1 pseudogene is annotated in these 817 nt (G+C 58.4%); it reads left to right on the forward strand.

Annotated features, from left to right (window positions below):
- Positions 1-24: 24 nt before the first annotated feature.
- Positions 25-817, forward strand: a pseudogene (locus tag ACYVIA_RS22275) (IS3 family transposase); the annotation flags it as partial.

Below are 817 nucleotides of genomic sequence, written 5' to 3' on the forward strand. Positions count from 1 at the left end.
ATAGCTCCCAAACGAAAGGGAGCAATGAAGAAGAGCCGATACAGTGACGAGCAAATCGTCCGGATTTTGCGGGAAGCCGACAAGGCCCCGATTGCCGAGGTAGCCAAGCGCCACGGCGTGAGCGAGCAAAGCATTTACGGCTGGCGCAAGCGGTTTGGCGAGATGGGGGCCGATGAGGTGAAGAATCTCAAGGCCCTGGAGCAGGAAAATGCAAGGCTCAAGAAGCTTCTGGCAGAACGCGATCTCGAAATCGAAGTGATGAAGGAAATCTCCCGAAAAAAATGGTAAGCGCACCAGCTCGACGAATTGCGGCGCTATACGCAGTTGAGCGGGGAGTTTCTCAACGTCGAGCTTGTGCGCTGATGCAGGTGGCAAGGTCTAGCCTGAGGTACGTCCCGACGCTGCCGCAGAAGAACGCACCGGTGGTCAACGCAATGCATAAGCTGTCACGCCAATATCCCCGCTACGGATCGCGCCGTATCCGGATATTCCTGGGACGGGAAGGGATTGAAATCGGCAAGGAGAAATGCGGCCGCCTGTGGGCCGAACAAGGGCTGCAGGTGCCACGCAAGCGTCCCCGGCGCAAAGTGGCAGCAAGCAGGCCGCGTCCCCTTGCGCCGGCCAAGGCCAATTCGGTATGGAGCTACGATTTTGTCTTCGATGCTTGCGCCAACGGCCAGCAAATCAAGTGCCTGACGGTAGTCGATGAATACACCCGTGAAGCACTTGCCATTGACGTGGCAGGATCGATTCGTTCGGGGCGAGTGATCGAGGTGCTGTCGCGGCTCATCAGCGTGCGCGGAGCACCGCGCTACCT

This window comes from Noviherbaspirillum agri, assembly GCF_054780595.1.